At 72.2% G+C, this 22,563-nt stretch carries 20 protein-coding genes; 1 reads left to right on the forward strand and 19 read right to left on the reverse strand.

Translation table 11 applies throughout. The features are described from left to right. Position 1: 1 nt before the first annotated feature. The 6 genes from carB to pyrR form a co-directional block, all read right to left on the reverse strand. Positions 2-3,343, reverse strand: coding sequence for a carbamoyl-phosphate synthase large subunit (gene carB / locus ACU6P3_RS04835; protein WP_447196067.1), 3,342 nt, complete (start codon positions 3,341-3,343; stop codon positions 2-4). Further along, the gene (gene carA, locus ACU6P3_RS04840) at positions 3,336-4,481 is read right to left on the reverse strand and encodes a glutamine-hydrolyzing carbamoyl-phosphate synthase small subunit (RefSeq protein ID WP_447196068.1); all 1,146 of its coding nucleotides are present in this window, start codon (positions 4,479-4,481) and stop codon (positions 3,336-3,338) included. Before carA ends, carB begins: the two co-directional genes overlap by 8 nt. Further along, positions 4,478-5,116 carry a PH-like domain-containing protein gene (locus ACU6P3_RS04845; protein WP_447196069.1) on the reverse strand — a complete coding sequence of 213 codons (639 nt, stop codon included), beginning with the start codon at positions 5,114-5,116 and terminating at the stop codon, positions 4,478-4,480. Before ACU6P3_RS04845 ends, carA begins: the two co-directional genes overlap by 4 nt. 17 nt (positions 5,117-5,133) lie before the next feature. Next, a complete protein-coding gene (locus ACU6P3_RS04850) occupies positions 5,134-6,420 on the reverse strand; it encodes a dihydroorotase (protein WP_030756901.1) in 1,287 nt (428 codons plus the stop codon). Then, positions 6,417-7,439, reverse strand: a complete 1,023-nt coding sequence (locus ACU6P3_RS04855) for an aspartate carbamoyltransferase catalytic subunit (protein WP_447196070.1) — start codon at positions 7,437-7,439, stop codon at positions 6,417-6,419. Before ACU6P3_RS04855 ends, ACU6P3_RS04850 begins: the two co-directional genes overlap by 4 nt. A gap of 93 nt (positions 7,440-7,532) precedes the next feature. Continuing rightward, positions 7,533-8,156 (reverse strand): bifunctional pyr operon transcriptional regulator/uracil phosphoribosyltransferase PyrR, encoded by a 624-nt coding sequence (gene pyrR / locus ACU6P3_RS04860; protein ID WP_447196071.1) that lies wholly within the window; start codon positions 8,154-8,156, stop codon positions 7,533-7,535. 226 nt (positions 8,157-8,382) lie between these two features. Here pyrR and bldD point away from each other — a divergent pair, with 226 nt between their 5' ends. Continuing rightward, positions 8,383-8,883, forward strand: coding sequence for a transcriptional regulator BldD (gene bldD / locus ACU6P3_RS04865; RefSeq protein WP_030756891.1), 501 nt, complete (start codon positions 8,383-8,385; stop codon positions 8,881-8,883). Positions 8,884-9,010: 127 nt separating this feature from the next. On the opposite strand, the gene nusB is transcribed toward bldD, so the two are convergent. From nusB to ACU6P3_RS04930, 13 genes are all read right to left on the reverse strand, one after another. Continuing rightward, positions 9,011-9,448 carry a transcription antitermination factor NusB gene (gene nusB / locus ACU6P3_RS04870; RefSeq protein WP_030756888.1) on the reverse strand — a complete coding sequence of 146 codons (438 nt, stop codon included), beginning with the start codon at positions 9,446-9,448 and terminating at the stop codon, positions 9,011-9,013. A 2-nt stretch (positions 9,449-9,450) separates the two neighbouring features. Beyond that, positions 9,451-10,017: an elongation factor P gene (efp, locus tag ACU6P3_RS04875; protein WP_030756885.1), complete on the reverse strand. Its 567-nt coding sequence runs from the start codon at positions 10,015-10,017 to the stop codon at positions 9,451-9,453. Positions 10,018-10,067: 50 nt separating this feature from the next. Next, positions 10,068-11,168 carry an aminopeptidase P family protein gene (locus ACU6P3_RS04880; protein WP_447196072.1) on the reverse strand — a complete coding sequence of 367 codons (1,101 nt, stop codon included), beginning with the start codon at positions 11,166-11,168 and terminating at the stop codon, positions 10,068-10,070. A gap of 147 nt (positions 11,169-11,315) precedes the next feature. After that, positions 11,316-12,200 carry an AAA family ATPase gene (locus ACU6P3_RS04885; protein WP_447197765.1) on the reverse strand — a complete coding sequence of 295 codons (885 nt, stop codon included), beginning with the start codon at positions 12,198-12,200 and terminating at the stop codon, positions 11,316-11,318. A 495-nt stretch (positions 12,201-12,695) separates the two neighbouring features. Then, the gene (aroQ, locus tag ACU6P3_RS04890; protein WP_030756877.1) at positions 12,696-13,136 is read right to left on the reverse strand and encodes a type II 3-dehydroquinate dehydratase; all 441 of its coding nucleotides are present in this window, start codon (positions 13,134-13,136) and stop codon (positions 12,696-12,698) included. Beyond that, the gene (gene aroB / locus ACU6P3_RS04895; protein WP_447196073.1) at positions 13,133-14,227 is read right to left on the reverse strand and encodes a 3-dehydroquinate synthase; all 1,095 of its coding nucleotides are present in this window, start codon (positions 14,225-14,227) and stop codon (positions 13,133-13,135) included. The genes aroQ and aroB overlap by 4 nt, the downstream gene beginning before the upstream one ends. Next, positions 14,224-14,829, reverse strand: a complete 606-nt coding sequence (locus tag ACU6P3_RS04900; RefSeq protein WP_447196074.1) for a shikimate kinase — start codon at positions 14,827-14,829, stop codon at positions 14,224-14,226. The genes aroB and ACU6P3_RS04900 overlap by 4 nt, the downstream gene beginning before the upstream one ends. Next, on the reverse strand, positions 14,826-16,010 hold the full coding sequence (aroC, locus tag ACU6P3_RS04905; RefSeq protein ID WP_030756873.1) for a chorismate synthase: 1,185 nt from the start codon (positions 16,008-16,010) through the stop codon (positions 14,826-14,828). Before aroC ends, ACU6P3_RS04900 begins: the two co-directional genes overlap by 4 nt. 185 nt (positions 16,011-16,195) lie before the next feature. Next, the gene (locus ACU6P3_RS04910; protein ID WP_447197766.1) at positions 16,196-17,068 is read right to left on the reverse strand and encodes a shikimate dehydrogenase; all 873 of its coding nucleotides are present in this window, start codon (positions 17,066-17,068) and stop codon (positions 16,196-16,198) included. Then, positions 17,016-18,848, reverse strand: coding sequence for an endolytic transglycosylase MltG (mltG, locus tag ACU6P3_RS04915; protein ID WP_447196075.1), 1,833 nt, complete (start codon positions 18,846-18,848; stop codon positions 17,016-17,018). Before mltG ends, ACU6P3_RS04910 begins: the two co-directional genes overlap by 53 nt. Positions 18,849-18,968: 120 nt before the next feature. Further along, positions 18,969-19,433: a Holliday junction resolvase RuvX gene (ruvX, locus tag ACU6P3_RS04920; RefSeq protein WP_030756866.1), complete on the reverse strand. Its 465-nt coding sequence runs from the start codon at positions 19,431-19,433 to the stop codon at positions 18,969-18,971. A gap of 5 nt (positions 19,434-19,438) precedes the next feature. After that, complete coding sequence (gene alaS, locus ACU6P3_RS04925) at positions 19,439-22,123, reverse strand: alanine--tRNA ligase (protein WP_447196076.1); 2,685 nt, start codon at positions 22,121-22,123, stop codon at positions 19,439-19,441. After that, positions 22,123-22,560 carry a hypothetical protein gene (locus ACU6P3_RS04930; RefSeq protein WP_447196077.1) on the reverse strand — a complete coding sequence of 146 codons (438 nt, stop codon included), beginning with the start codon at positions 22,558-22,560 and terminating at the stop codon, positions 22,123-22,125. The genes alaS and ACU6P3_RS04930 overlap by 1 nt, the downstream gene beginning before the upstream one ends. Positions 22,561-22,563 lie beyond the last annotated feature (3 nt).

Genomic DNA, 22,563 nt, shown 5'->3' on the forward strand with positions numbered 1-22,563 from the left:
GTCAGACCTGGCGCGCGGCCGTCAGGTGTGCCGCGTGTTCCTGGAGGGAGCGAACCCCGACCTCGCCGTTCTTGAAGGCGTCGATGCCCTGGACGGCGGCGGCCAGCGCCTGCACCGTCGTCAGGCAGGGGACGCCCCGGGCCACCGCGGCCGTCCGGATGTCGTAGCCGTCGAGGCGGCCGCCGGTCCCGTACGGGGTGTTGACGATCAGGTCGACGCCGCCGTCGTGGATCAGCTGGACGATGGTCTTCTCACCGCCGGGCCCCTCGCCCTCGCTCTGCTTGCGCACGACGGTCGCGTGGATGCCGTTGCGCTTGAGGACCTCGGCGGTGCCGGAGGTGGCGAGCAGTTCGAAGCCGTGCGCCACCAGCTCGCGCGCCGGGAAGATCATCGAGCGCTTGTCGCGGTTGGCGACGGAGATGAAGGCGCGGCCCTTGGTGGGCAGCGGACCGTACGCGCCGGACTGCGACTTGGCGTACGCCGTGCCGAAGGCGGAGTCGATGCCCATGACCTCCCCCGTCGAACGCATCTCCGGTCCGAGGACGGTGTCCACCCCGCGCCCGTGGATGTCGCGGAACCGCGACCACGGCATCACGGCCTCCTTGACGGAGATCGGCGCGTCCAGCGGCAGGGTGCCGCCGTCGCCGGTCGCGGGCAGCAGGCCCTCGGCGCGCAGCTCGGCGACGGTGGCGCCCAGCGAGATGCGGGCCGCGGCCTTGGCGAGCGGTACGGCCGTGGCCTTGGAGGTGAAGGGGACCGTACGGGAGGCGCGCGGATTGGCCTCCAGGACGTACAGGATGTCCCCGGCCATCGCGAACTGGATGTTGATCAGCCCGCGTACGCCGACGCCCCGGGCGATGGCCTCGGTCGAGGCGCGCAGCCGCTTGATGTCGAAACCGCCCAGCGTGATGGGCGGCAGGGCGCACGCCGAGTCGCCGGAGTGGATGCCGGCCTCCTCGATGTGCTCCATGACGCCGCCCAGGTACAGCTCGGTGCCGTCGTAGAGCGCGTCCACGTCGATCTCGATGGCGTCGTCGAGGAAGCGGTCCACGAGGACCGGCCTGCTGGGACCGATCTCCGTGGACTCGGCGATGTACGCGGAGAGCCGGGTCTCGTCGTACACGATCTCCATGCCGCGTCCGCCGAGGACGTACGAGGGCCGTACGAGCACCGGGTAGCCGATCTCGTCGGCGATGGCCTTGGCCTCGTCGAAGGTGGTGGCCGTGCCGTGCTTGGGCGCGGGCAGCCCGGCCTCGGCGAGGACCCGGCCGAAGGCACCCCGGTCCTCGGCCGCGTGGATCGCCTCGGGAGGCGTGCCGACGACCGGTACGCCGTTGTCCTTGAGCGCCTGCGCGAGTCCGAGCGGCGTCTGGCCGCCGAGCTGGACGATGACGCCCGCGACCGGTCCGGCCTGCGTCTCGGCGTGCACGATCTCCAGGACGTCCTCCAGGGTGAGCGGCTCGAAGTAGAGACGGTCGGAGGTGTCGTAGTCGGTGGAGACGGTCTCCGGGTTGCAGTTGACCATGACGGTCTCGTAGCCGGCGGCGCCGAGTGCGAAGGAGGCGTGCACGCAGGAGTAGTCGAACTCGATGCCCTGGCCGATCCGGTTGGGGCCCGAGCCGAGGATGATCACGGCGGGCTTCTCGCGCGGCGCGACCTCGCTCTCCTCGTCGTAGGACGAGTAGAAGTACGGCGTCCTGGCCGCGAACTCGGCGGCGCAGGTGTCGACCGTCTTGTAGACCGGACGCACGCCGAGGGCGTGCCGCACCTCGCGGACGACGTCCTCGCGCAGACCCCGGATCGCGCCGATCTGGGCGTCGGAGAAGCCGTGCCGCTTGGCCGCCGCCAGGAGTTCGGGCGAGAGCTCGGGCGCGGCGGCCAGCTCGTCCGCGTACTCCTTGATCAGGAACAGCTGGTCCACGAACCAGGGGTCGATCCGCGTCGCCGCGAAGACCTCCTCGGGGGTGGCTCCGGCGCGGATCGCGCGCATGACGGTGCTGATCCGGCCGTCCGTGGGGATCCTGGCGGTCTCCAGCAGCGCGTCCTTCACGCCCGGCTCGTCGAGGCCCTGGTCGGCGCCGCCCGGCTCGTCGGTGAAGGAGAACTGGCTGCCGGACTTCTCCAGGGAGCGCAGGGCCTTCTGGAGCGCCTCGGTGAAGTTGCGGCCGATGGCCATGGCCTCGCCCACCGACTTCATGGTGGTGGTGAGGCTGGAGTCGGCGGCGGGGAACTTCTCGAAGGCGAACCGGGGCACCTTGACCACGACGTAGTCGAGCGTGGGCTCGAAGGACGCCGGGGTCTGCTCGGTGATGTCGTTGGGGATCTCGTCCAGCGTGTAGCCGACGGCGAGCCGGGCCGCGATCTTGGCGATCGGGAAACCGGTGGCCTTGGAGGCCAGCGCGGAGGAGCGGGAGACGCGCGGGTTCATCTCGATGACGATGACCCGGCCGTCCTCGGGGTTGACGGCGAACTGGATGTTGCAGCCGCCCGTGTCGACGCCGACCTCGCGGATGACGGCGATGCCGATGTCCCGCAGGACCTGGTACTCGCGGTCGGTGAGCGTCATCGCGGGCGCGACCGTGATCGAGTCGCCGGTGTGCACGCCCATCGGGTCGAAGTTCTCGATGGAGCACACGACCACGACGTTGTCGTTCTTGTCGCGCATCAGCTCCAGCTCGTACTCCTTCCAGCCGAGGATGGACTCCTCCAGGAGGACCTCGGTGGTCGGGGAGAGCATCAGGCCCTGTCCGGCGATCCGGCGCAGGTCCTCCTCGTCGTGTGCGAAGCCGGACCCCGCGCCGCCCATGGTGAAGGAGGGCCGGACGACGACGGGGTAGCCGCCGAGTCCGTCGACCCCGGCCAGCACCTCGTCCATCGAGTGGCAGATGACCGAGCGGGCGGACTCGCCGTGGCCGATCTTGGCGTTGACGGCCGCGACGACCTCCTTGAAGAGGTCACGGTCCTCACCCTTGTTGATCGCCTCGACGTTGGCGCCGATCAGCTCGACGCCGTAACGGTCGAGCGTGCCCGCGTCGTGCAGCGCGATGGCGGTGTTGAGCGCCGTCTGGCCGCCGAGGGTGGGCAGGAGCGCGTCGGGGCGCTCCTTGGCGATGATCTTCTCCACGAAGTCGGGGGTGATCGGCTCGACGTAGGTGGCGTCGGCGATCTCCGGGTCCGTCATGATCGTGGCGGGGTTGGAGTTGACCAGGATCACCCGCAGGCCCTCGGCCTTGAGGACCCGGCAGGCCTGGGTGCCCGAGTAGTCGAACTCGGCGGCCTGGCCGATGACGATCGGACCCGATCCGATGACCAGGACGGACTGGATATCGGTGCGCTTAGGCACGCTGGGCCTCCATGAGCTCTGCGAAGCGGTCGAACAGGTACGCGGCGTCATGCGGGCCCGCGGCCGCCTCGGGGTGGTACTGGACGCTGAAGACCGGCCGGTCGAGCAGCCTGAGCCCCTCCACGACGTCGTCGTTGAGGCAGACGTGGGAGACCTCGGCGCGGCCGTAGGGGGTGTCGGAGACGCGGTCGAGCGGGGCGTCCACGGCGAATCCGTGGTTGTGCGCGGTGACCTCGACCTTTCCGGTGGTCCGGTCCTGCACGGGCTGGTTGATGCCCCGGTGGCCGTACTTGAGCTTGTACGTGCCGAAGCCGAGCGCCCGGCCCAGGAGCTGGTTGCCGAAGCAGATGCCGAACAGCGGCGTGCCGCGCTCCAGGACGCCCTTGACGACGGTCAGGTCGGCGGTCGCCGGGTCGCCGGGGCCGTTGGAGAGGAAGACGCCGTCGGGTCCGCAGGCGTACACCTCGTCCAGGGTGGCGGTGGCGGGCAGGACGTGCACCTCGATGCCGCGCTCGGCCATCCGGCGCGGGGTCATGCCCTTGATGCCGAGGTCGAGGGCGGCGACGGTGAGGCGCTTGGTGCCGACGGCGGGGACGACGTAGGCCTCCTCGGTGGCGACCTCGGCGGACAGGTCGGCACCGGTCATCTCGGGGGCCCGGCGGACGCGGTCCAGCAGCGTCACGTCGTCGGCCACCGCCTCGCCGGAGAAGATGCCGACCCGCATCGCGCCGCGTTCGCGCAGGTGGCGGGTGAGCGCGCGGGTGTCGACGCCGCTGATGCCGACGACGCCCTGGGCGGCCAGCTCGTCGTCGAGGGAGCGCCGGGAGCGCCAGTTGGAGGGGGTGCGGGCGGGGTCGCGGACGACGTAGCCGGAGACCCAGATCCGCTTCGACTCGGGGTCCTCGTCGTTGACGCCGGTGTTGCCGACGTGCGGGGCGGTCATCACCACGACCTGGCGGTGGTAGGACGGGTCGGTGAGGGTCTCCTGGTAGCCGGTCATGCCGGTGGAGAAGACGGCCTCGCCGAAGGTCTCCCCCACGGCCCCGTAGGCGCGGCCGCGGAAGGTGCGGCCGTCCTCCAGGACCAGTACGGCGTCGGGCGCCGTGGGGCGGGTGCTTCCCCCGGTGGAGGTGGTCATCGTGCGGGGCCTTCCTTCGTGGTGGTGCTGAGGTGGTTCGGGGGGCCGACGGTCCCGTCGGCGGTCGTGCGGACGGCACCGGCTCCTTCGACGGCCGCGTTGAGGGCCTCGACCCAGTCAGCGTGTTCGGCGGAGCGGTCGGAGCGGAAGCCGGAGTCGATCAGCGTGTCGCCGTGGCTCCAGGTGACGATCAGCAGGCCGCCCTCGGTGAGGACCTTGCCCGCGATGCCCTTGTCGAGCCGGGCCTCGCGCAGTTGCCCGGCCGGGACGAAGAAATCGGCCGCCCCCGGGCGTACGACGGTGAGGCCCGCGTCCGTGAGCGTGAGCTCCGCCCGGCTGCGGACGCCCAGGCCGTGCGCCACGATGCGGTCGAGCCACTGCCCGGCCGTCGTGGAGCCGTGGTAGCGGCCCGTCATGCGCAGCACGGGCTCGCCGGGGCTGTCCGGCGCGGTGGGCAGCTCGGGCAGCGCGGACTGGAGGCTGCCGCGCCACCGCCAGCCCTGGCGCATCAGCCAGTACACGAAGGCGATGAACAGCAGCAGTCCGGCCACCCAGCCGAGGCGGGCGGCCCAGTCGGTCACGTCCGCCGACTTCTGCTCGGCGGCCAGGGGCAGGAGGTGCTTCGCGCTTGTCACGCTTGTTGTCAGGCTTGTCACGCCAGAATCCCGTCGACGACCGTGGCACGGCCCCGCAGGAAGGTGTGGGTGACGCGTCCCGGCAGCTCACGTCCCTCGTAGGGGGTGTTACGGCTGCGGGAGGCGAAACCCGCGGGGTCCACGGGACCACGGTAAGCCGGATCGACCAGAGTGAGGTTCGCGGGCTCGCCTGCCGAGACGGGACGGCCGTGCGACTCGAGACGGCCGATGAGGGCGGGCCGGAACGACATCCGGTCGGCGACCCCCGCCCAGTCCAGCAGTCCGGTCTCGACCATCGTCTCCTGGACGACCGAGAGCGCCGTCTCCAGGCCCACCATGCCCATGGCCGCGGCGGCCCACTCGCAGTCCTTGTCCTCGTGCGGGTGGGGCGCGTGGTCGGTGGCGACACAGTCGATCGTGCCGTCGGCCAGGGCCTCGCGCAGGGCCGTCACGTCGGCCTCGGTGCGCAGCGGCGGGTTCACCTTGTAGACGGGGTTGTACGACCGCACGAGCTCGTCCGTGAGCAGCAGGTGGTGCGGGGTGACCTCGGCGGTCACCTGCCAGCCCTTGGACTTCGCCCAGCGGACGAGCTCGACGGAGCCGGCCGTGGAGAGGTGGCAGATGTGTACCCGGGAGCCGACGTGAGCGGCGAGGAGGACGTCACGGGCGATGATCGACTCCTCGGCGACGGCGGGCCAGCCGCCGAGGCCGAGTTCGGCGGAGACGACGCCCTCGTTCATCTGGGCGCCCTCGGTGAGCCGTGGCTCCTGGGCATGCTGGGCGACGACCCCGTCGAACGCCTTCACGTACTCCAGCGCCCGGCGCATGATCACGGCGTCGTCCACGCACTTGCCGTCGTCGGAGAAGACGCGCACGCGCGCGGCGGACTCGTGCATGGCGCCCAGCTCGGCCAGGTTCTTGCCCTCCAGGCCGACGGTGACGGCGCCGACGGGCTGGACGTCGCAGTAGCCGGATTCCCGGCCGAGCCGCCAGACCTGCTCGACCACACCGGCGGTGTCGGCCACGGGGAAGGTGTTGGCCATGGCGTGGACGGCGGTGAATCCGCCGACGGCGGCGGCCTTGGTGCCGGTCAGGACGGTCTCGGAGTCCTCGCGGCCGGGTTCGCGCAGATGGGTGTGCAGGTCGACCAGGCCGGGCAGCAGGACCTGCCCCGCGGCCTCGACGACCGTGGCGTCCCCGGCCTCGATGCCGGTGCCGACGCGGGCGATGGTCTCGCCGTCGATCAGGACGTCCGCCGCCTCGCCGCCGAGGATCTTCGCGCCCCGGATCAGGATCGTGCTCATGGTTGCGTGTTCTCCTCGGTACGGGGGAGCGAGTGGGTGACGGCGGGCTCGTTGCCGCCCAGGAGCAGGTAGAGCACGGCCATCCGGATCGAGACGCCGTTGGCGACCTGTTCGACGGCCGTGCAGCGGCCGGAGTCGGCCACCTCGGCGGTGATCTCCATGCCCCGGTTCATCGGACCGGGGTGCATCACGACGGCGTGCCCGGGCATGCGGCCCATCCGGTCGCCGTCGAGGCCGTAGCGGCGCGCGTACTCCCGCTCGGTCGGGAAGAAGGCGGCGTTCATCCGCTCGCGCTGCACCCGCAGCATCATCACGGCGTCGGAGTCGGGCAGTACCCGGTCGAGGTCGTAGGAGACCTCGCAGGGCCACCGCTCGACCCCGATCGGGACCAGGGTGGGCGGGGCGACCAGGGTGACGTGCGCGCCGAGCGTGTGCAGCAGCAGCACGTTGGAGCGGGCGACCCGGCTGTGCAGCACGTCACCGACGATCGTGACGCGCCGCCCTGCGAGGTCGCGCCCGAGGCCCGCGTCCGCGCCGACCAGCCGACGGCGCAGCGTGAACGCGTCGAGCAGCGCCTGGGTGGGGTGTTCGTGCGTGCCGTCGCCCGCGTTGACGACGGCGCCGTCGATCCAGCCGGAGGTGGCGAGCCGGTACGGGGCACCGGAGGCGCCGTGCCGGATGACGACGGCGTCGGCGCCCATGGCCTCCAGGGTCAGCGCGGTGTCCTTGAGGGACTCGCCCTTGGAGACGGAGGAGCCCTTGGCGGAGAAGTTGATGACATCGGCGGAGAGCCGCTTGGCGGCGGCCTCGAAGGAGATCCGGGTGCGGGTCGAGTCCTCGAAGAACAGGTTGACGACGGTGCGGCCGCGCAGGGTCGGCAGCTTCTTGATGGGCCGGTCGGCCACCCGGGCCATCTCCTCGGCCGTGTCGAGGATCAGCACGGTCTCGTCGCGGCTGAGATCGGCGGCGGAGATCAGATGGCCGGGTGTGCGGGGGTTCGTCCCCGGGGGGCGCAGCATCGGGAGGGTGCTCCGGTGTGTCGGTGTGCGGGCGTACGGGCACGCGGAGGCGCGGCCGTACGCCCGGGTGGCGTACGGAGGGCGTCGCTGCCGCTACTGCTCGCCCGCGGCGGCGGCCTGCTGGGTACCGGTGGCCTGCTGGAGGCCGAGCAGCACGGTGTCCCGGCCGTCCTCCTCGGCGAGCTGGACCTTGACCGTCTCGCGCAGGGAGGTGGGCAGGTTCTTGCCCACGTAGTCGGCGCGGATCGGCAGCTCGCGGTGGCCCCGGTCGACCAGCACGGCGAGCTGGACGGCGCGGGGCCTGCCGATGTCGCCGAGCGCGTCCAGGGCGGCTCTGATCGTCCGGCCGGAGAAGAGCACGTCGTCCACGAGGACCACGAGCCGCCCGTCGATCCCGTCGCCCGGGATGTCGGTGCGGGCCAGCGCGCGGGCGGGCCGCAGGCGCAGGTCGTCGCGGTACATCGTGATGTCGAGGGAGCCGACGGGGACCGGCCGACCGGTGATGTCTGCGAGCTTCGCGGCCAGTCGGCGGGCGAGGAAGACCCCGCGGGTGGGGATGCCGAGCAGGACGACGTCGTCCGCGCCCTTGGCGCGTTCGACGATCTCGTGCGCGATGCGGGTGAGGACCCGCGCGATGTCGGGGGCCTCCAGAACGGGGCGCGCCGCACCGGCGTCCACAGCCGTTTTCCCGGGGCTGCGCGCGTTTCCTGTGTCCATACGAAACGGACCTCCTTCTCCGCCTCACGGGACGGACATTAAAGGACGTCGAAACCAAAACTACGCCGACCAGGTTAACAGGGGGCACCGACAGGCCCGCCGCCGCCCCGGCGCGGGACGGCCCGACGGCCCCGTGGTGGCACTGGTCCGTACCTCCCGGCTTGACTGATTCAGGTAACGCTGCGTAACCTCACAGTGAGTTACCAGACTTCGTCCGGGGAGCTATATGTCCAGCGAATACGCAAAGCAGCTCGGGGCCAAGCTCCGCGCCATCCGCACCCAGCAGGGCCTCTCGCTGCATGGCGTCGAGGAGAAGTCCCAGGGCCGCTGGAAGGCAGTGGTGGTCGGTTCGTACGAGCGCGGCGACCGTGCCGTCACGGTGCAGCGCCTGGCCGAGCTGGCGGATTTCTACGGGGTTCCGGTGCAGGAGCTCCTTCCCGGTACGACACCCGGCGGCGCCGCCGAGCCGCCGCCGAAGCTCGTCCTGGATCTGGAGCGCCTCGCGACCGTGCCGCAGGAGAAGGCCGGTCCCCTCCAACGCTACGCGGCGACGATCCAGAGCCAGCGTGGTGACTACAACGGCAAGGTGCTCTCGATCCGCCAGGACGACCTGCGCACGCTCGCCGTCATCTACGACCAGTCGCCGTCCGTCCTGACCGAACAGCTGATCAGCTGGGGCGTCCTGGACGCGGACGCGCGCCGGGCGGTCGCCCACGAGGACAGCTGATCCGGTCGGCCGGGCCCCGCCCGGCCTCCGACCGGTCACGGTGCGGACGTCAGGCGCCGGAGGGCGGCCCCCCGTCGGACGGGGGGCCGCCCTCCGGCGCGTTCCGGGGCCGCTCCCCCGACGGACGTCAGTCGGTCGCGGCGCGGCGCAGGCTCGGCTTCAGTTCCTTGAACCGGCCGAGCATCCCGTTCACGAAGGACGGGGACTCGTCGGTGGAGAATTCCTTGGCGAGCTGGACCGCCTCGTCGATCACCACGGCGTCCGGGGTGTCGTCCACCCACAGCAGTTCGTAGGCGCCGAGGCGCACGATGTTCCGGTCGGCGGCCGGCATCCGGTCCAGCGCCCAGTCCACCGCGTAGGTGGTGATGAGCTCGTCGATACGGGCCGCGTGGCGCGCGTATCCCTCGACCAGGTCCATGGTGTACTCACCGACCGGCGGCTGGCGGTCGTCGGTCCGGGCGTGCCGTACCCAGTCCGCGAGGACGTCCCGTACCGGCGCCTCGCGCTGGTCGGCCTCGAAGAGGATCTGGAAGGCGCGCTTGCGGGCCTTGTTCCGGGCGGCCACGGTTAGCTGTTCACCCGGCCGAGGTACTCGCCGGAGCGGGTGTCGACCTTGATCTTCTCACCCGTGGTGATGAAGAGCGGGACACCGATCTCGTAGCCGGTCTCCAGCGTGGCGGGCTTGGTGCCACCGGTGGAACGGTCGCCCTGGACGCCCGGGTCGGTGTGCTGGATGGTCAGCTCGACGGCGGCCGGCAGCTCGACGTAGAGCACCTCGCCCTCGTGCTGGGCGACGCTGGCGGTGAAGCCCTCGATCAGGAAGTTGGCGGCGTCGCCGACGGCCTTGCGGTCGACGTGCAGCTGATCGTAGGTCTCCATGTCCATGAAGACGAAGTAGTCGCCGTCCATGTAGGAGAACTGCATGTCACGGCGGTCAACGGTGGCCGTCTCGACCTTCACACCGGCGTTGAAAGTCTTGTCGACCACCTTGCCGGAGAGCACGTTCTTCAGCTTGGTGCGCACAAAGGCGGGGCCCTTGCCCGGCTTGACGTGCTGGAACTCGACGACGGACCAGAGCTGGCCCCCGTCGAGCTTGAGCACCATGCCGTTCTTGAGGTCGTTCGTGGAAGCCACGGTTGCGGAATCTCCTGGACTGAAAGCTGGCGGACGACCGAGGGTACGCGCTAGAGCGCGAGCAGTTCCTTGGTCGTGATGGTGAGTAGCTCGGGTCCGCCGTCCGCCTCGGGGCGGACGACGAGCGTGTCATCGATCCGGACCCCGCCCCGGCCCGGGAGGTGAACCCCCGGCCCGACGGTGACCGGCACACAAGCGTCCAGTTTACCCATGGCCGTGGGGGCGAGCTGAGGGTCCTCGTCAATTTCCAGGCCGACACCGTGTCCCGTACGGGGTGCGAGCCGCTCACCGTGGCCCGCGGCCTCCAGCGGGGCCCGCGCCGCCCGGTCCACGTCCCGGTAGCCCGCGCTCGGTACGAGGGTCTCCCGCCCGGCCCGCTGGGCGGCGAAGACCAGCTCGTACAGCTCGATCTGCCACTGGGCGGGTGAGGTCCCGATCACGAAGGTGCGGCCGATGAGGCACCGGTACCCGCGGTAGTCGGCGCCGAGGCCGACGGAGAGGAAGTCCCCCTCCTCCACCCGCCGGTCCGACGGCGGGTGTCCGTGGCGGCCGGAGTTGGGGCCGGTGGCGACGGTCGTGGGGAACGCGGGGCCGACCGCTCCGTGGTCGACGAGCCGGCGCTCCAGCTCCAGCGCGAGATGGCGTTCGGTCCGGCCGACGAGGATCGACTCTAGCAGCTCGTTCAGCGCCTGGTCGGCGATCTCGGCCGCGATCCGCAGGCAGCCGATCTCCTCCTCGTCCTTGACGATCCGCTGTTGTTCGACGGCGCGGCCCAGGTCGTCCAGGCGGAGCCGGGGCGCGGCCGCACGGATCTCGCGGTGCCGGGCGACGGTCAGATGGTGTTCCTCGACGGCGAGCGAACCGGCGGTGGCGGCGGCGAGGACACCGGCGGCGACGGCGGGGTCGCCGGCCCCCGGCAGGACCGTCAGCCGCAGCCCGGCGGCGGGCCGCCCGTCGAAGGCGTCGGCCGCCGGTGCGCGGGGACACAGCAGCGTGTCCCCGTCGGGGCCGAGCAGCAGGACGGCGCCCCGCGGGGCCGCGCCCGCGAGATAGCGGACGTTGGCGGGACGGGAGACCAGGGCCGCCGCGTCACCGGCCGCCGCGCACCGCTCACGCAGCCGCGCGCGACGGGCCGCATACACGTCGGACATGACCCGATCGTATGAGCGTCGTGCCTCCCCGGCCGGTTCGGCGCGTCCGACCGGGGTGCGGACGGGACGCACCTGCGGACGCGGCGCGCACGCCGGCCGGGGCGGGGACCGGAAACCGCGGCGGGGAACCGCCGGCCCGCCCGGGCCTCACCAGTTCGGCGGGCTCTTCAGGGCGCGTGCGAGGACATCGTCCAGGGCCCGGGCGGTCGTCTCCACGTCGTACTTGGAATTGTCGATGATCGGCAGCCCCGAGCCGTACCAGCCGGCCATCCGGCCGTGGATGCCGGCGACCTCCTCGTCGGAGAGCCTGCGGTTGCCGCTGCGCTCGGCGTTGCGCTCCAGCACGACCTCCAGCCCGGGGAGCAGGACGACGGGGAGCAGGCCGGGGCCGACATGGCGTTTCCAGCCGCCGAGCCCGACGACCGGGCGGTCGGGGAAGACCGCGTCGTCGAGGATGCAGGAGATGCCGTTGGCCAGGAAGTTGCGCGCGGCGAAGCCGCAGGTGCGGCGGGCCAGCCGGTACTGCGCCTCGGAGTGGTCGTTCCAGCCGTCCTGCGGGTCGGCGAAGCCGGAGCAGACCCATTCGCGGACGTCGTCCAGGCTGATGTGCGCGGTGGACACGGGCCGGTTCCTGGCCCAGTGGCGGGCGACGGTCGTCTTGCCGGCGCCGGCGGGCCCGATCAGCAGGACGGCGAGCGTCGCGGTGCCGGTGCCGCTGTCGGCCGGCGGCGGCGCGGGGACGGGCACCGGTCCCCCGGGCGGGAGCTGGACGTGCCCGGTGGATTCCCCCCTCGGCCCGCCGCCCCGCGGCGGTGCGGGCGGCGGCGCGGCGTGCTGCGGCGCGGGGCCGGGAGGCTGGTGCGGGGGCGCCGCGGGCGCGTGGTGCGGCTGCGGCCGGCCGGGCACCGGCCCGGGGGGCTGGTGCGGGACGGCGCCCGGATGAGGTCCCGCCGCCGGATGCGGACCGGAACCGACCGGGCCGGCTCCCCCGTGAGGGCCGGAGGCCGGGTAACCGCCGGGGCCCGGGTACATGCCCTGGCCCTGGTACGGACCGGGCGCCTGCGGGATCCCCGCGCCGGGCGCCCCGCCGGAGCCCTGCCGCGCCACCGGGCCGCCCGGCCGTGCTCCGTACCCCGGCCGGCCGGCTTCCGCGGCTCCCGGCGCCGGGGGGTACTGCGGGACCGGAGGTCCGCCCGCGACGCTCGCGGACGGGCCTGGGACCGGTCCGCCCCGCGATATCCCCGGCGACGGCGCCTGGTGCCCCCACCCGCCCGGGGTCTGCCCCGGCCTCCGGGAGGGCGGCAACGGAGCCGGAGCCCCCACTGCGTGCTGCATCCGGTGCCACTCCGTCTCGTGCGACTGACTCGTGCGACTGTGACCGCGACCGCGGCCCGTGCCCCTCCGGCACGGTCGTCCGGCGGGGCACTGGTCGGCGGCCTGACGGGCCGCGCGCTACCGAACGGTACCGCCCCCGGCCGTCGACGTGGGAACGTCTCCGGCATTCCCATCGTGCCCCGTCAGGACCCCTCAGCCCGTCAGTTCCTCCGCGAGCGCCCGCAACGCCAGCCGGTACGAGCCGATTCCGAACCCCGCGACCGTACCGCTCGCCACCTCGGCGACCACCGATGTGTGGCGGAACTCCTCGCGCGCGTGGGGGTTGGAGATGTGCACCTCGATCAGCGGCGCGGTGCGCTGTGCCGCCGCGTCCCGCATCCCGTACGAGTAGTGCGTGAACGCCCCCGGGTTGAGAACGACCGGAATCGAACCGTCCGCGGCCTCGTGCAGCCAGCGGATCAGCTCGCCCTCGTCGTTCGTCTCCCGCACGTCGACGTCGAGGCCGAGCTCCTTGCCGAGGGTCCGGCAGACGTCCACCAGGCCCGCGTACGAGGTCGCCCCGTAGACATCGGGTTCGCGCGAGCCCAGCCGGCCCAGGTTGGGCCCGTTGAGAACGAGGACGCGCCGTGTCACGCGGACACCTCCCCGTACGCGGCGAGCAGCACCGCCGGGTCCGGTCCCTCCAGCACGGTCGGCTTGGCCAGGCCGTCCAGCACGATGAAGCGCAGCAGGTCACCGCGCGACTTCTTGTCGACCTTCATCGTCTGCAGCAGCTTGGGCCACTGGTCGCCCCGGTAGGTCAGCGGCAGTCCGACGGACTCCAGCACCGCGCGGTGCCGGTCGGCCGTCTCGTCGTCCAGCCGCCCGGCGAGCCGGCCCAGCTCGGCGGCGAAGACCATGCCGACCGAGACGGCCGCGCCGTGCCGCCACTTGTAGCGCTCGTTCTTCTCGATGGCGTGCGCCAGGGTGTGGCCGTAGTTGAGGATCTCGCGCAGTCCGGCTTCCTTGAGGTCGCCCGAGACGACCTCCGCCTTGACCCGGATCGAGCGCTCGATCAGCTCGGCGGTGTGCGGCCCCGCGGGTGTGCGGGCGGCCCCCGGGTCGGCCTCGACCAGGTCCAGGATGACGGGGTCCGCGATGAACCCGGCCTTGATGATCTCGGCCAGTCCGCTGACGTAGTCGTGGACGCCGAGGGAGTCCAGCGCGGCGAGGTCGCAGATGACGCCGGCGGGCGGGTGGAAGGCGCCGACGAGGTTCTTGCCCTCGGCGGTGTTGATCCCCGTCTTGCCGCCCACCGCCGCGTCCACCATGGCCAGCACGGTCGTGGGCACGGCGATCCAGCGCACCCCGCGCAGCCAGGTCGCCGCCACGAAACCGGCCAGGTCCGTGGTGGCGCCGCCGCCGACCCCGACGATCACGTCGGTGCGGGTGAAGCCGGTCTGCCCGAGCGCCTTCCAGCAGTAGGCGGCGACCTCGGCGGTCTTGGCCTCCTCGGCGTTGGGCACCTGGACCGCGATGGCCTCGTACCCCTGGTCCGCGAGGTCCTGGCGCAGCGCCTCGCCCGTGCCGGCGAGCGCCTCGGGGTGGATGACGGCGACCCGCCGGGCCCGGGGGCCGACGAGCGTGGGCAGCTCGCCCAGCAGCTGCCGGCCGACCAGCACCTCGTAGGGGTCGTGCCCGGCCGAGCCGCCGACCTGGATCCGGGTGACTGACTGGTCCGTCATGCGGGATTCTCCTTGGCGTGCGTTCCCGGGGCCCCGGCGTCGTCCGCCGCCGGGCCCGCCTCGGGGAGGTGTTTCAGCTCCAGGGCGTCGAGGACGGCGTCGGCGACCTCGCCGGGTGTACGGCCGTCGGTCGTGACGACCACCCGGGCCACTTCCGTGTAGTGGTGGCGGCGGGCCTCCATCAGCCGTTTCCACTCCTGCCGGGGGTTGACCGCCAGCAGTGGCCGCGCCGTGTTCAGCCCGACGCGCCGGGCCGCCTCGGCGACCTCCATCGACAGGAAGACCACGGGCAGCCCGGCCAGCAGCTCACGGGTGCCGGAGTCCAGCACCGCGCCGCCACCGAGCGCGAGGACACCCCGGTGTTCGGCGAGCGCGAGCCGTACCGCCTCCCGCTCCAGCGACCGGAAGTGCGCCTCGCCGTTGTCGACGAAGATGTCGGCGATCTCACGGCCCTGCGCGGCGACGATGTCGGCGTCGCTGTCCCTGAAGCCGGTGCCGAGCCGCTCCGCGAGCAGTTCGCCCACGGTGGTCTTGCCGACGCCCATCGGCCCGACCAGCACGATCACCGGCGTCTGCGCCTGCGCCGGCCGTTCCCCGCTCATCGGATCCGGAGGCTGTCGAGGTACGAGCCGACGTTGCGGCGCGTCTCCGCCACGCTGTCCCCGCCGAACTTCTCCGCGACCGCGTCCGCCAGGGTCAGCGCCACCATGGCCTCGGCCACGATGCCGGCGGCCGGCACCGCGCACACGTCCGAACGCTGGTGGTGCGCCTGCGCCGCCTCCCCGGTGGCCACGTCGACGGTCGCCAGCGCCCGCGGCACGGTCGCGATCGGCTTCATCGCGGCCCGTACGCGCAGCAGCTCGCCGGTGCTCAGCCCGCCCTCCGTACCGCCGGAGCGGCCCGAGGCACGCCTGATGCCCTCGTCGGTCGTCACGATCTCGTCGTGCGCCCGGGAGCCGGGCACCCGCGCCAGGTCGAAGCCGTCACCCACCTCGACCCCCTTGATCGCCTGGATCCCCATCAGGGCGGCGGCCAGCCGGGCGTCCAGCCGGCGGTCCCAGTGCACGTGCGAGCCGAGTCCGACGGGCACCCCGTACGCGAGGACCTCGACCACGCCGCCGAGCGTGTCACCGTCCTTGTGGGCCTGGTCGATCTCCGCGACCATCGCGTCGCTGGCCTCCGGGTCCAGGCAGCGCACCGGGTCCGCGTCCAGCCGCGCCACGTCGTCCGGCGTGGGGTAGACCCCGTAGGGCGCCTTGGCCGTGGCCAGCTCGATCACGTGGGACACGATCTCGATCCCGGCCGTCTCCTTCAGGTACGACCGGGCGACGGCGCCGAGCGCCACCCGCGCGGCGGTCTCCCGGGCGCTGGCCCGCTCCAGGACCGGCCGCGCCTCGTCGAAACCGTACTTCTGCATGCCCGCGAGGTCGGCGTGGCCCGGCCGGGGCCGGGTCAACGGCGCGTTGCGCGCCAGCTCCGCCAGCTCGGCCGGATCCACCGGATCGGCCGCCATGACCTTCTCCCACTTCGGCCACTCCGTGTTGCCGACCATGACCGCGACCGGTGAGCCCAGCGTCAGGCCGTGCCGCACCCCGCCGAGGAAGGTGACCTCGTCCCGCTCGAACTTCATCCGCGCGCCGCGACCGTAGCCGAGGCGTCGCCGGGCCAGATGATCCGCCACCGCGTCCGTGGTGATCGGCACACCGGCGGGAAGCCCCTCCAGCGTCGCCACCAGTGCCGGGCCATGCGACTCCCCCGCGGTCAGCCAGCGCAACCTGCTCAACGGTGCTCCTCATCTTCGCGCCTGGAACGACAAGCGGCTCACCGGGTGCGCGGCCCCGGTCCGCCACTGTCGATCCTCCCACGGGGAGGGCCCGGCCCCGCCTCCGGTCCAGCAACCGGACGCGGTTCCACACATCCGGAACCACTCGCACGGTCCCACCGCGCGGGCCTCCGCCCGGAGCGGCCCTACCGGGCGCCGAGCGCCTGCTCACCCGCTTTGCGCATCGCGGCGAGGGGGGCGGGCGCGCGGCCGGTCATCTGCTCGACCTGCTGCACCGCCTGGTGGACGAGGAGGTCGAGGCCGGAGACGACCGCGCCGCCCCGGGCCGACCAGGCGGCGGCGAGCGCGGTGGGCCAGGGCTCGTACAGCACGTCGAAGAGCGCGCCCGGCCGCTCCGGCAGCCGCGACGCGAGCGCGTCGGTGGTGCCGGCCGGGGTGGTCGCGATCACCAGCGGCGCTTCAAAGGCCGCGGCGGCCGCGGCCCAGTCCGCCGTGCGGACCTCGACACCGAGCCGGTCGCCCCACCCGCGCATCTCGGCCGCGCGGGCCTCGCTGCGCACGTACGCGGTGACCGGGCCGGCGCAGATCCGGGACAGGGCCGCCAGCGCCGAGGACGCGGTGGCGCCCGCGCCCAGGACCGCGGCGGACTCCACCGCCGTCACCCCCCGCTCCCGCAGGGCCGCCACCATGCCGGGGATGTCGGTGTTGTCACCCCGCCGCCGGCCGTCCGCGCCGAACACGACGGTGTTGACCGCCTCGACCGAGGCGGCCGTGTCCGAGATCTCGTCGAGCGACGGGATGACCGCCCGCTTGAGCGGCATCGTCAACGACAGGCCCGCCCAGGAAGCGTCCAGCCCGGCCAGGAACCCCGGCAGAGCGGCCTCGTCCACCTCGAAGCGGTCGTACGACCAGTGGCCGAGGCCGAGCTCCGCGTACGCGGCGCGGTGCAGCACCGGTGAGAGGGAGTGCGCGATGGGCGACCCCAGGACGGCCGCCCGGCGCGTCTCAGCCGCCGCTGCCGCGGGAGTTGAACTTGTTCTTGAGCTCCTGGAACTCATCATGGGTCTTGGCGAACTCCGTCTTGTGCTTGCCGTCGGTCGCCACGAAGTAGAGCCAGCCGTCGTCGGTCGGATCCAGCGCGGCAGCGAGTGCCTCGGGGCCCGGGTTGCTGATCGGGCCGGGCGTGAGGCCCTTCTGAGTGTAGGTGTTGTACGGGTCCTGGTTGCTGTTGATCTCGGACTCGCTGATCTCGATCTCGCTCTGGCCCTTGAGGTAGTTGAAGGCCGAGTCGAACTGGAGCAGCTGGTTCGTTTCCGTGTTGGTGGGCTTGAGGCGGTTGTAGACGACCTCGGCCATCTTGCGGAAGTCGTCCTGCGTCTTGCCCTCGACCTGCACGAGGCTGGCGACGGTGAGCAGGTCCCAGGGGCTGTCGAGGTCGTACTTCTTGGCGTTGCCCTCCAGGTCCAGCTTGTTGTACTCGGCGTTGGAGCGGGCGACCATCTTCTTGAGGACGTCCTCCGGCTTGGTCCCCTTCGCCACCGGGTAGCTGGCGGGGTAGAGGAAGCCCTCCAGCGGGTCCTTCACCGGTGAACCGCTCTTCGCCCACTTGGGCAGGCCCAGCTGGCCGTAGTGCTCCTTCGCCGCCTTCTCCGTCGTCCCGTCGGGCAGGTCCAGCTGCTTGTCGATCTGTGCGTAGACCTTGGCGTTGCGGGTGCCCTCGGGAATGATCAGGGAGTTGTGGCTGCTGGGGCTGAGCATCCGCTCGACCGCGCTCGCCGCGGACATCTCCTTGGCCAGGGTGTAGACACCCGCCTGGATCGTGTTGCCCTTGGGGTTGGCCTGCTGCGCGGCGACGAACGCGCGCTGGCTCTTGACCACGCCGTTCTTCACCAGGATGGCGGCGATCTCGTAGCCGGCGGAGCCCTGCGGGATCTCGACCTGGATCGTTCCCGAACCCTTGCCCGCGAAGTCCGGCGGCGGTCCGTACCTGTCGGCCCAGAACTGGAAGCCCACGTAGCCGACCCCGCCCACCCCGCCGACCAGCACCACCGTGACGAACAGGCAGGCCACACCGTTGCGGCTCTTCTTGCCCTTGCCGGTCTTGCCGCCCTTGCCCCGGCGGTCGCGGCGGGCCGGGCCGCCCGCCGTCTCCCCGGCGCCGTCGTCCCCGGTCGTCTCCTTGGTGTCCCGGGCGTCGTCGTCCGCCGTGCCGGCGTCGGGACCCGGCTCGGGGTCGCGGTGCGCGGGCGGCCGGGGCGGCGGGTAGGCGTCGGGGGTGACGTAGTCGTCCGGCCGCTGTTCGGGGCCGCCCGCCTGCCGCACGTCGTAGGGGGGTGCGGGCTGGCCGCCGTACGGCATCGCGGCCTGCTGGCCGGTGTCCCAACCGCCGTTGTACTGGGGGTCGTTGTACTGGGGATCGTTGTACTGCGGATCGTTGTACGGGGTTCCGCCGTAGTGCGCATCGTCGTGCTGGGCGCCGCTGTACCGCTGCGGAGGCTGCTGCCCCTGCGCCCCGTACGAGGGGTCGTGGTAGGGCTGCTCGGGGGCCGGGGCGTAGTGGTGCTGGCCACCGTGGAACTGGCCGCCCGCATACCCGTCGCCGACCTGCTGACCGGTGTACTGGGGTTGCGGCTGCGTCTGGTGGACCTGCTGGTACGGATCGTGCCCGGTCTCGTAGTACGTCTGGGGCTGTGCCTGCTGCGCGTACACCTGCTGCGGCTGCCCACCGTGGGGAGCGGCGCCGTCCACGGACGCCTGCGCTCCCCACCCCGGGCCCCCGTACTGGGGTTCCTCAGGGTGCCACGGTTCGGAGCCTGGGCCCCGGCCATAGTCAGTCATCGATCCCCTTGAGCCGCGAGGCGCGGGTACCGCGTCACGGGCACGGCTTCCGTCTCGCCTCTTTACTGTGCGGCGGCTGTTCGAAACCGCCGCATCGCGCGGAACGTTACCGTATCGCGATCAGATGACCACTTCGACGCCATCACCCGGAGGATCACCGGAGACCCGTTCGGCCTCCAATGCACTCTGGAGAATGACGACCGCCGCCACCTGGTCGATCACGGCGCGGCCCTTCTTGGATCTGACGCCCGAGGCGCGCAGCCCCTGACTGGCCGTCACGGTGCTCATCCTCTCATCCACCAGTCGTACCGGCAGCGGCGCGATGCCCCGCGCGAGGTCCTGGGCGAACGCGCGTACCTTCACGGCCGCCGGTCCCTCGCCGCCGTGCAGCGAGCGGGGCAACCCCACGAGCACCTCGATGGGCTCGTACTCCGTCACGATCTGCCGCAGTCGCCGGTGGGCCGCCGGGACGTCGCGCCCCGGCACGGTCTCCACCGGTGTGGCGAGGATCCCGTCGGGGTCGCAGGAGGCGACCCCGATCCGGGCGTCCCCGACGTCGATCGCGAGTCGGCGTCCGCGTCGCATCGGCGTCAGCCCGCCTCGCCGACCAGGCGTTCGACGGCGGCGACGGCGTCCCCGACGGCGGCCGGGTTCTGGCCACCGCCCTGGGCGACGTCGGGCTTGCCGCCACCGCCGCCGCCGAGGGTCTTGGCGGCGGTACGGACCAGGTCACCGGCCTTGAGCCCGCGCCGGCGGGCGGCCTCGTTGGTGGCGATCACCGTCAGCGGGCGGCCGCCCGCGGTGGTGAACAGGGCGACGACGGCCGGCCGGTCGGCGGCCCCCGCCTGCTGGTCCAGCCGGCCCCGTACGTCGAGGACCAGCCGGCGCAGGTCGTCGGCCGAGGTGCCGTCCGGGACCTGCCCGGTGACCAGGGCGGTGCCGCGCACGTCCCTGGCGCTCTCGACCAGCCCGGCGGCGGCGGCGAGCACCTTCTCGGCGCGGAACTTCTCGATCTCCTTCTCGGCGTCCCGCAGCTTGGCGAGCATCCCGGAGATCTTCTCGGGCAGTTCCTCGGAACGGCCCTTGACCAGCTCCTGGAGCTGGGCGACGACGGTGTGCTCCTTGGCCAGGAAGTTGTAGGCGTCGACGCCGACGAGGGCCTCGATGCGCCGTACGCCGGAGCCGATGGACGACTCGCCGAGCAGCTTCACCAGACCCAGCTGGGCGGTGTTGTGCACATGCGTACCGCCGCACAGCTCCTTGGAGAAGTCACCGATGGTGACGACCCGGACCCGCTCGCCGTACTTCTCGCCGAACTCGGCGATGGCGCCCTGCTTCTTGGCCTCGTCGATGCCCATGACCTCGGCGTGGACGTCCAGCTCCCGGGCGAGGACCTCGTTGATCTTCTGCTCGACGTCGGTGAGGACCGTGCCGGGTACGGCGGCGGGCGAACCGAAGTCGAAGCGGAAGCGGCCCGGCGAGTTCTCCGAACCGGCCTGGGCGGCCGTCGGGCCGAGCGCGTCGCGCAGCGCCTGGTGGGTGAGGTGCGTGGCGCTGTGGGCGCGGGCGATGGCGCGGCGCCGGTGGCCGTCGATGGCGGCGTAGGCGGAGGCGCCGACCGTCACCTCGCCGACCTGGACGGTTCCCTTGTGCACGGAGACGCCCGGGACCGGCTGCTGCACGTCGCGGACCTGGATGACGGCGCCGGAGTCGAGCCTGATCCGGCCCTGGTCGGCGAGCTGGCCGCCGCCCTCGGCGTAGAAGGGGGTGCGGTCGAGGACGACCTCGACGTCGTCCCCCTCGGTGGCGGCGGGCGAGGGCACCCCGTCGACCAGCAGGCCGACGACCGTCGACTCGCCCTCGGTGGCGGTGTAGCCGGTGAACTCGGTCGAGCCACTGGTGTCGGCCACGGCCCGGTAGGCGGAGAGGTCGGCGTGGCCGGACTTCTTGGCCCGGGCGTCGGCCTTGGCGCGCTCCCGCTGCTCCTTCATCAGGCGGCGGAAACCGGACTCGTCCACGGACAGGCCCTGTTCGGCGGCCATCTCCAGGGTGAGGTCGATCGGGAAGCCCCAGGTGTCGTGGAGCAGGAACGCCTTGTCGCCGGAGAGGACGGTGCCGCCGGTGGCCTTGGTCTCGCTGACGGCGGTGTCGAGGATGTTCGTCCCGCCCTTGAGGGCCTTGAGGAAGGCGGCCTCCTCGGCCAGGGCCACGGTCTCGATCCGCTTGCGGTCGGTCACCAGCTCCGGGTACTGCTCCCCCATCGTGGCGATGACCACGTCGACCAGGTCGGCGACGACCGGCCCGGTGGCACCGAGCAGCCGCATGTTGCGGATGGCGCGGCGCATGATGCGGCGCAGCACGTAGCCGCGGCCCTCGTTGCCGGGGGTGACTCCGTCCCCGATGAGCATCACGGACGTGCGCATGTGGTCCGTGACGACGCGGAGGGAGACGTCGGTGTTCTCGGCGTCGCCGTAGCGGACGCCGGTCAGTTCGGTGGCCTTGTCGATGACGGCCATCGAGGTGTCGATCTCGTACAGGTTGCGCACGTCCTGGAGGATCATGGCGAGGCGTTCGAGGCCGAGACCGGTGTCGATGTTCTTCGACGGCAGGTCGCCGAGGATCGGGAAGTCGTCCTTGCCGCTGCCCTCGCCGCGCTCGTACTGCATGAAGACCAGGTTCCAGATCTCCACGTAGCGCTCGTCGTTGACGGCGGGGCCGCCCTCGACGCCGAACTCGGGGCCCCGGTCGTAGTTGATCTCGGAGCAGGGGCCGCAGGGGCCGGGGACGCCCATGGACCAGAAGTTGTCCTTCTTGCCCAGGCGCTGGATGCGCTCGGCCGGCACGCCGATCCTGTCGCGCCAGATCTGCTCGGCCTCGTCGTCGTCGAGGTAGACCGTGATCCACAGCCGCTCGGGGTCGAGGCCGTAACCGCCCTTGTCCCGGGGCGTGGTGAGCAGCTCCCAGGCGTAGGTGATGGCGCCTTCCTTGAAGTAGTCGCCGAAGGAGAAGTTGCCGCACATCTGGAAGAACGTGCCGTGCCGGGTGGTCTTGCCGACCTCTTCGATGTCCGGCGTACGGACGCACTTCTGCACGCTGGTGGCGCGCGGGGCGGGCGGCTTGACCTCCCCCAGGAAGTACGGCTTGAAGGGCACCATGCCCGCCGGGACCAGCAGGAGAGTCGGGTCGTCCGCGATGAGCGACGCCGAAGGCACGACGGTGTGCCCGCGCTCCTCGAAGAAGCTCAGCCAGCGGCGGCGAATTTCAGCCGACTCCATCAGTGGTCCTCATTCCGGTCGTACGGATCGTAGGAGTGTGCGGTTCTGGGGTGTTCGTCGGTACGGGAGGTCTCGGCGGTACGGGAGCTGTCGCCGGTACGGGGGGTGCCGGCGGCCGGGAGCCGGTCGGACGGGCGGAGCCGCTCGGCGTATTCGATCGCGGCGCGCCGCCGGGGCGCGGGCAGTGCCGGATCGGCCGGTGCGTCCAGGCCGAGGGCCGCGCCCAGTTCGGACTCGCGCCGCACCATGCCGGTGCGGACGTCGACGGCGAACTCCCGCACGCGCAGGCCGACTCGGGCCCCCGCGTCCAGCGCCTTGTCGGCGGCCTGGGCCGCGAGGCTCTCCGGGGTCAGCTGCCTCAGCTTGCGGTTGACCTTGGTGGTGGCCCAGACACCGGCGGCCGCGCCCGCTGTGAACCAGAACGTACGGCGGAACATCGC

The sequence above is a fragment of the Streptomyces hebeiensis genome (assembly GCF_052983195.1).